The organism is Hydrogenophaga sp., from assembly GCF_041633695.1.
Classification (GTDB): Bacteria; Pseudomonadota; Gammaproteobacteria; order Burkholderiales; family Burkholderiaceae_C; genus Hydrogenophaga.
The window spans coordinates 1-7,160 of sequence record NZ_JBFJMY010000205.1 but is presented as its reverse complement, the minus strand read 5'-3'; the positions used below and the strand labels follow the sequence as shown (position 1 = coordinate 7,160).

Here is a 7,160-nt window from a genome sequence, read left to right as displayed (position 1 = left end):
CGGCGTCCGAGTCGCCGTGGTCGAAGTCATCGGGTGCGCGAAACGAATACGTCACTCGCCGAGCGGCGGTGTCGTAGTCGACCACCACCTTGAAGCTCGACCCGATCAGATTGAGCAGCATCGGGTCGTCCGAGAGTTGATCCGCAATGCCCATGACGTATGGTTGTGCGCGACCAGGCGGGAGAGGGATCGTGGCCTTCTTTTTCATAGACCACCCCGCTCAGCTTCGGCGGTACGAAGTAGTACGCACTCATGTTGATCATGGCACGCAGTGAACGTCTGTAAACGCCCACATTTGGCCCCGCGTCGTACCTCACCCCACGCTACCGCCGCAACAGCCGCAGCGCTTCGCTCCATGGGGGCCACTGCCCCCATACCCCCAATGAATCCGCCACTTCCAGTCTTGCAGGTCTGTTCAATCATGCGTAACTCCTTCGTTGCCACTGACAGCAAAAAACGGGTTACGCGCCGGTGTCTCACTGGGGAGACTTGCCGGGAGAGCCCTTCGTAATGAGAAGGTCGGGTGTTCGATTCATCTCTCCGGCACCAAGTCAGTAAAGGGAAGCCCGCTATCTAAAAGGTAGCGGGCTTTTTCTTTTCAGCCACTTGTTGGCAATCTGTCGGCACTTGGACGAAAAGCAAAAGTTGTCGAAGGAAAGCGCGTCTACTCCAGACCTCCACTTCTCAGCCGCAAACAGGGCGTGAAGTCGGCCCCTGTGCCCATGCGCAAGGCCACAGAAAAACGGCAGCGCCTTCAGCTCTCACCGCCCTCCGGGACTAGCAAGCCGATCGCTCGGTTGAGCAATTGCACGGCGAGCGCCACGTCGTGGCTCAACACCGCGTCCATGATCGCGCGGTGGTCGGCCATCGAGGTCTCCTGGTTCAGCCGGCGGGCCGATGCCCGGCGCGCCCAGTCGGCTTGATCGAACAGCACCTCGTGGAAATCACGCATCCATTTGGATGGGCATGCTGCGATCAGCGAGGCGTGAAATTTGCGGTGCAGCAGTTCCCACTCCCGGTTCACCTGACCCGACGGCAGGAACATGGGGCAACGCCACAGCCTGTGGTACGCCAGCACGATGGCCTCTTCCCACGCGTCGTCGGCACCGCCGATCGATTCGCGGATCACGACCTCATTGACCCAGCAACGCGTGCGGTTGAGCTCCATGAGGTCTTCCGCGCCGAGTGGCAACACGCGAAAGCCGCGCCGGTCCACCTGCTGCACGAGGCTGATGGACATCAGCCGGTTGAGCGCTTCACGCACCGGGCTCGCCCCGACCTCGTAGCGCTCCTGCAATGCACCGATGCGCAGCTTTTCACCGGGCTGGAACTGGCCTTCCAGGATGTCCTCGCGCAGGCGCTCGAACACGGTCGAGGCCAGGGTCGCGGATTGGCCGAATTCAGCGGGTTTGAAATCTTGGGAATCGTCCATGGCGTGCAGGAAATGAGCTCAGAAGCAGAATTATCGACATTTTCCGCTTAGAAAGCGCCATCGGCACATTCAAGGTCTTTTTTGAGGATTTTTGGCCACAACGGGTGGTTTATCCACGAACGCACCGCATCGGACGGACCAATTTGGAGCACGGCATAGGGTTAGTGCTGATGGCTCTCCCCCACTCTCCAAGCAAAATCGACAAATATTGCAAAGTACAGTTTTTATCGATTTTATTTGGGATCTTCGGCACAGCTTCAGCAGCGTGAGTCGGCGGCCCTCCACCTTGAAGGAGACAATCCATGGCTGAAATCGACCGCCCCGAGAAGTTTGCGCACGTGGTCTACCGCACCTACCAGTTCGAAAAAATGATCGATTGGTACCAGACGGTCTTTGGCGCCAAGATCCAGCACCGCAGTCCGGTGCTCGCTTTTCTCACCTATGACGAAGAGCACCACCGCGTCGCGCTGCTGAATCTGGACATCGTCCTGCCTGAGGGGCGAGACCTCACGGGCCGCGCCAAAAGCGGGGTGGACCACGTGGCCTATTGCTACCGCTCGTTGCCGGTGCTGCTCTCCAACTACGAACGGCTCCTGGCCCTGGGCATCACGCCCTACTGGTGCATCCACCATGGCATCACGGTGTCGATGTATTACGCCGACCTGGACGGCAACCAGATGGAGTTCCAGGTCGACTGCTTCACCTCCAACGACGACGCCAATGCGTTCATGTCCGGCCCTGGTTTCGAAACCAACCCGATCGGTGTGGAGTACGACCCCCAGGAGTACCTAGCCCGACTGCGCGCTGGTGAACCCGAGCAAGCGCTGTTGACGCGTACGGTGCACCTACCGGTACCCGGTGTGCGTGGCTCCATCTCAGCCTGACATCCGCCACCTTTGCCAGACCCGCTGAAAACGGCGGGCTTGGCCCCCCGAGACATCACCACTGGAGATCCACATGACTCTTGATCGTCGTTCGTTCGTCACCGCCGCCAGCGCCCTGGGCGCATCGGCCCTGTTCAGCCCCTATGCGAACGCCCAGGCCACCGGCGCACCCATCAAGGTGGGCGGTACGCTGTCGCTGACGGGCCCGTTGGCCTCCCCCAGCCTGATCCACAAGATCACCGGCGAGCTGTACGTGGATTCGCTCAACAAACGCGGTGGTCTGCTCGGACGACCGGTCGAGTGGGTCCTCAAAGACGACCAGTCCAAGCCGGACGTGGCGCGCACGCTGTACGAACAGTTGGTGACCTCGGACAAAGTGGACCTGCTCATCGGCCCCTATGGCACGGGCTCCATCCTCTCGGCCATGGGTGTAGCACAGCGCTATGGCAAGACCATCGTGCACCACACCTTCGGTATTCCCAGCATGGCCAAGTACGACCAGCAATTCCACGCATGGGCACTCGGCCCCGAGCCCGAGAAGGCCGTGCCCAATGTGGTGTTCGACGCCGTGGCCGCATCGCCCAAGCCGCCCAAGACCATCGCCATCGTGACGAGCAAATTCCCTTCGGTGCACTTCGTGTCGCTGGGTGCGCGCGAAGTGGCCAAGCAGCGTGGCCTCACCGAGGTGCTGTTCCTGGAGTGGGACTTCGGCAACCGCGACTTCGGGCCGATCGCCGGGCGCCTCAAGGATGCCGACCCCGACCTGATCTTCGCGGGCGCACTGGGCCTGGAAGGCAACATGTTGCTCGATGCCATGAAGAAGATCGACTACAAGCCCAAGCACCACTTCTACCATGTGCCCGCGCCCGGGCCTATGCTCAAGGCGCCCGAGGCCGATGGCGCGCTGTCGATCACCATTTTTGAAGACCATCCGCCGTTCACCAACAACCCGGTGGCTGCCGAGTTCGTGCAGGCCTACCGCGAACGCGCCACGCGCGCCGGTTTGCCCGACACCACGGTGGAGACGCAGGCCGCAGCCTCGTTCTCGGCCTGGCAGATCCTCGAAGCCGGGGTCAAGGGCGCCAACAGCCTGGACGACAAGGCCATCGCGACATGGCTGCGCAAAAGCGAAGTGGACACGATCCAGGGCCGCATGCGGTTCAACGAAAAGGGCAACTTCGGCGCCGACTACAACCGGGTCAAGCAAATTCAGAACGGCAAGTGGCTCACCGTGTGGCCACCGGCCTTTGCCGCGCCAGGCGCCAAGCTCGTGGTGAAGTGACGGTGGTGCGCCGATGACCTGGCCCAGCCTCAACCTGCTGCTGCAGTCCATTCTCTCGGGCGTCTTCCTGGGTGCCCTCTACGGCCTGATCGGACTGGGGCTCGGGTTGACCTGGGGTCTGCTGCGCCAGATCAACCTGACGCACTTTGGCTGGGTGTTCCTCTCGGCCTACCTGTGCTACCAGATGGCCGAATCCTGGCAGCTCGACCCGCTCATCTGCTTGCTGATCCTGCCGCCCCTGTTTTTCCTGGTGGGCGTGGCGATGCAATGGGCCATGGACCGGTTCAAGGTCGAGGCCTTCAATTCGCTGCTCGTGACCTTCGGTCTGACGGCGGTGGTCGAGAGCGTGATCCAAGGCATCTGGACAGCCGATTTCAGGCGCCTGGAAACCCACTACAGCGACCTGAAATTCACCATCGGGCCGCTGTACCTGCCCGTGCCGGAAATGCTGACCCTGCTGCTGTCGGTCGGGCTTGCGCTGTCGATCTGGGCCGCGATGCGGTACACCGATCTGGGCCGCGCCTTGCGCGCCATGGCCGAAGACGGCCCGATCGCCGCAGCCTTTGGCATGAACCAGAAAGGCATGGCATTGGTGCTGGCCGGTGTGTGCGCGGCCCTCGCGTCCGTGGCCGGGATCTGCCTGGCGTTGAGCTTCACCCTGGCGCCATCGCAGATCTTCGCGTGGGTGGGCGTGGTGTTTGCCGTGGTGATGCTGGGCGGCCTGGGCAGTGCCCTCGGCCCGCTGGTGGCCGGCATCGTGATCGGCGTCAGCGAAGCGGTCACCATGGCCGTGGCATCGCCCTCGTGGGCGCCGATCGTTTCCTTCTCCCTGCTGATCGCGATGCTGTTGTTGCGTCCCGGCAAGCTGCGCTAAACAAAACCCCATGAACAAAACTGTGGCCGCAATACTGGCGGCGGGAGGCGTGCTGGCCAGCGTGCCCTGGCTCGGCCTTCCGGCGTTCGTCGAATCCCTGCTCTACCTCGTGTGCCACTGGACCATCCTGGCACTGTCCTGGAACATCCTCTCGGGCTACACGGGCTACTTCTCCTTTGGACACGGCGCCTTCTTCGGTGCCGGCATGTACACCACGGCGGTGCTGGCCGGCAAGCTGGACTGGCCCTTTCTCGCCACCTTGCCGCTGGCGGCGGCGGTACCCGCGGTGCTGGGTTTGACCATTGGCTTCGTGGTGTTCCGCGTGCACTCGGTGCGGGGGGAACTGTTCGCGCTGTTGACGCTGGCGGTCACCTTCGTGTTGGGCACCGTCATTCTCAACACCCCCATCGACGGTGGGCCGGGCGTGTACCTCAACGCCGTCGAGATACCGCACCTGGGGCCCACGCAATCGGCGGCCCTCTACCTGATGGCACTCGCCGCCGCCGTGCTCGCACTGCTGGTGTCGTGGCGGGTGCGGTACAGCAAGCTGGGCACCGGCCTTTTCGCCATCCACGACGACGAGGACGTGGCCGAGGTCATGGGTGTACCCACCTTCCGCTACAAGATGGTGGCGATCGCGATTTCGAGCGCGCTGGCTGGCGTGGCCGGTGGCATCCACGCGCTGTTCGTGTCTTACGTGACCGTGGGCGAGACCTTCAACCTCGTGCTGCCGCTGACGGTGGTGCTCATGAGCGTGCTGGGCGGCACACGCCACTGGGCGGGTCCGGCCGTGGGCGCGGTGTTCATCACCGGCCTGCTCTATTTCTTCACAGCTGGCGCCAACCCGCTGGTGGGCAAAGCCGCCATTGGCGTGATCCTGATCGCGGTGATCTTGTTCATGCCCAAGGGCGTGATGGGCTACGTGCAGCGCAAATCGAAAACCGCACCCACACCGCAGCCAGCCGACGACGAAGCGAGCGCCCTCGCCTCCGCCCCGGTGCAAGCACCGGACTCCCATGAGCCTTTGCTGGTGGTCAACGGACTCTCCAAGGCGTTCAAGGGCGTGCTGGCACTCGACGGCGTGAGCCTGGACGTGCGCCGAGGCGAGATCCTGGGCCTGCTCGGTCCCAACGGTTCGGGCAAGTCCACCTTCATCAATGTGGTGAGCGGCCATTTCCCTTCCAGCGGTGGGCAGATGCGCTTCGATGGACGAGAGCTCACGGGTCTGCCGGCGCACCAGATCGCGCAAAGTGGCATTGCGCGCACCTACCAGATTCCACGCCCGTTCCCGCACCTCACGGTGCTGCAGAACGTGTCACTGGCCGCCGAGTTCGGTGTCGGTCAACGAGACGAGCGGGCCGCAGAGGCAGAAGCCTGGCGCTGCCTGGCGTTCACCGGCCTCGCCGACAAGGCCAATGCGCTGCCCGACGAGCTCAACCTCCATCAACGCAAGTTTTTGGAACTCACGCGCGCCCTCGCCTCGCGCCCGCGCCTGGTGCTGCTCGACGAAGTGCTGTCGGGTCTCACGCCTTCCGAGATCGAAGAAGCGATTGAACTGGTGCGCTGCATCCGCGACCGGGGCGCCACCATCGTGTTCGTCGAGCACGTGATGCGCGCGGTCATGGCATTGGCCGACCGCGTGGCCGTGCTCAACCACGGACGGCTGCTGGCCATAGGTCCGGCACAAGAGGTGATGCGCAATCCAGAAGTGGTGAAGGCCTACCTGGGAGCCGGTCATGCTTGAAGTCCGCTCCATCTCTGTCAGCTACGGCGCCGCACCCGCCCTGTGGGACATCGACCTCGACGTCGCACAAGGCGAGCTGGTCTGCGTGGTCGGCCCCAATGGCGCCGGCAAGACAACACTCATCAACGCCGTGGCCGGCCTGCACCGCGTGGGCGGTGGCCGTATCCGCTACCAGGGCGAAGACATCACACAGCTACCGCCCCACCGCTTCTGCGACAGAGGCATTGCCCTCGTACCCGAGGGTCGGCGTTTGTTCACGCAGATGAGCGTGCTCGACAACCTTGAACTGGGCAGCTTCATCCGCCGCGCCAAAGTTCAGCGGCGCCAGACCTTGGAACACGTGCTGGCGCTGTTTCCTGCGCTCAAAGCAAAGCTGCAGCAACCGGCCGGCTCGCTCTCGGGCGGGCAACAGCAGATGGTGGCCATCGGTCGCGGCCTGATGGCCCGGCCCGGCCTGCTGCTGCTGGACGAACCGTCGCTGGGCTTGTCGCCCCTGGTGGTGCAGGACATGTTCAACGCCATTCGCCAGATCAACCAGGAGGGAACCTCCATCCTGCTGGTGGAGCAGAACGTCTCCATGGCGATGGCGCTGGCACAGCGCGCCTATGTGGTCGAGGAAGGGCGCATCAGCATGCAAGGCTCGGCCAGCGAGCTGCTGCAAAGCCCGGCCATCCAGCGCGCCTACCTGGGCCTCGGCGACGGCGAACCTGCCCCTGCGCCCACCCCCTCTCCTTCTCCGTCCTCTTCTCCACCCCAACCTTAAAAAGGATCACACATGAGTACCTGCAAGATTGGCCTGCTGGTCGGCAGCCTGCGCCGCGAATCCATCAACAAGCGACTGGCCGACGCGCTGGTCAAGCTCGCACCACCTGCGCTCTCCTTCCACCCGATCGCGCTGGACGAGCTGCCCATGTACAACGGCGACCTCGAAGCGAACCGCCCGG

7 protein-coding genes are annotated in these 7,160 nt (G+C 63.3%); 6 read left to right on the top strand and 1 reads right to left on the bottom strand.

Annotation, left to right across the window (positions count from 1 at the left end; translation table 11 throughout):
• Positions 1–754 precede the first annotated feature (754 nt).
• A complete protein-coding gene (locus ABYB95_RS13410) occupies positions 755–1,432 on the bottom strand; it encodes a GntR family transcriptional regulator (RefSeq protein WP_372659063.1) in 678 nt (225 codons plus the stop codon).
• 302 nt (positions 1,433–1,734) lie between these two features.
• Between ABYB95_RS13410 and ABYB95_RS13405 the strand changes: the two genes are divergently transcribed.
• From ABYB95_RS13405 to ABYB95_RS13380, 6 genes are all read left to right on the top strand, one after another.
• The gene (locus ABYB95_RS13405) at positions 1,735–2,316 is read left to right on the top strand and encodes a VOC family protein (protein ID WP_372659062.1); all 582 of its coding nucleotides are present in this window, start codon (positions 1,735–1,737) and stop codon (positions 2,314–2,316) included.
• A gap of 73 nt (positions 2,317–2,389) precedes the next feature.
• Positions 2,390–3,598: an amino acid ABC transporter substrate-binding protein gene (locus ABYB95_RS13400; RefSeq protein ID WP_372659061.1), complete on the top strand. Its 1,209-nt coding sequence runs from the start codon at positions 2,390–2,392 to the stop codon at positions 3,596–3,598.
• A 13-nt stretch (positions 3,599–3,611) separates the two neighbouring features.
• On the top strand, positions 3,612–4,472 hold the full coding sequence (locus ABYB95_RS13395) for a branched-chain amino acid ABC transporter permease (RefSeq protein WP_372659059.1): 861 nt from the start codon (positions 3,612–3,614) through the stop codon (positions 4,470–4,472).
• Between the two features lie 10 nt (positions 4,473–4,482).
• Positions 4,483–6,216 carry a branched-chain amino acid ABC transporter ATP-binding protein/permease gene (locus ABYB95_RS13390; RefSeq protein ID WP_372659058.1) on the top strand — a complete coding sequence of 578 codons (1,734 nt, stop codon included), beginning with the start codon at positions 4,483–4,485 and terminating at the stop codon, positions 6,214–6,216.
• Positions 6,209–6,979, top strand: a complete 771-nt coding sequence (locus tag ABYB95_RS13385; protein ID WP_372659057.1) for an ABC transporter ATP-binding protein — start codon at positions 6,209–6,211, stop codon at positions 6,977–6,979. Before ABYB95_RS13390 ends, ABYB95_RS13385 begins: the two co-directional genes overlap by 8 nt.
• 12 nt (positions 6,980–6,991) lie before the next feature.
• A partial coding sequence (locus ABYB95_RS13380; protein ID WP_372659064.1) for an NADPH-dependent FMN reductase occupies positions 6,992–7,160 on the top strand: 169 nt, incomplete at its 3' end.

Excerpts from the sequence above, each read along its gene's own strand:
- ABYB95_RS13410 (WP_372659063.1), bottom strand. The coding sequence starts at position 1,432 with ATGGACGATTCCCAAGATTTCAAACCCGCTGAATTCGGCCAATCCGCG.
- ABYB95_RS13405 (WP_372659062.1), top strand. The coding sequence starts at position 1,735 with ATGGCTGAAATCGACCGCCCCGAGAAGTTTGCGCACGTGGTCTACCGC.
- ABYB95_RS13400 (WP_372659061.1), top strand. The coding sequence starts at position 2,390 with ATGACTCTTGATCGTCGTTCGTTCGTCACCGCCGCCAGCGCCCTGGGC.
- ABYB95_RS13395 (WP_372659059.1), top strand. The coding sequence starts at position 3,612 with ATGACCTGGCCCAGCCTCAACCTGCTGCTGCAGTCCATTCTCTCGGGC.
- ABYB95_RS13390 (WP_372659058.1), top strand. The coding sequence starts at position 4,483 with ATGAACAAAACTGTGGCCGCAATACTGGCGGCGGGAGGCGTGCTGGCC.
- ABYB95_RS13385 (WP_372659057.1), top strand. The coding sequence starts at position 6,209 with ATGCTTGAAGTCCGCTCCATCTCTGTCAGCTACGGCGCCGCACCCGCC.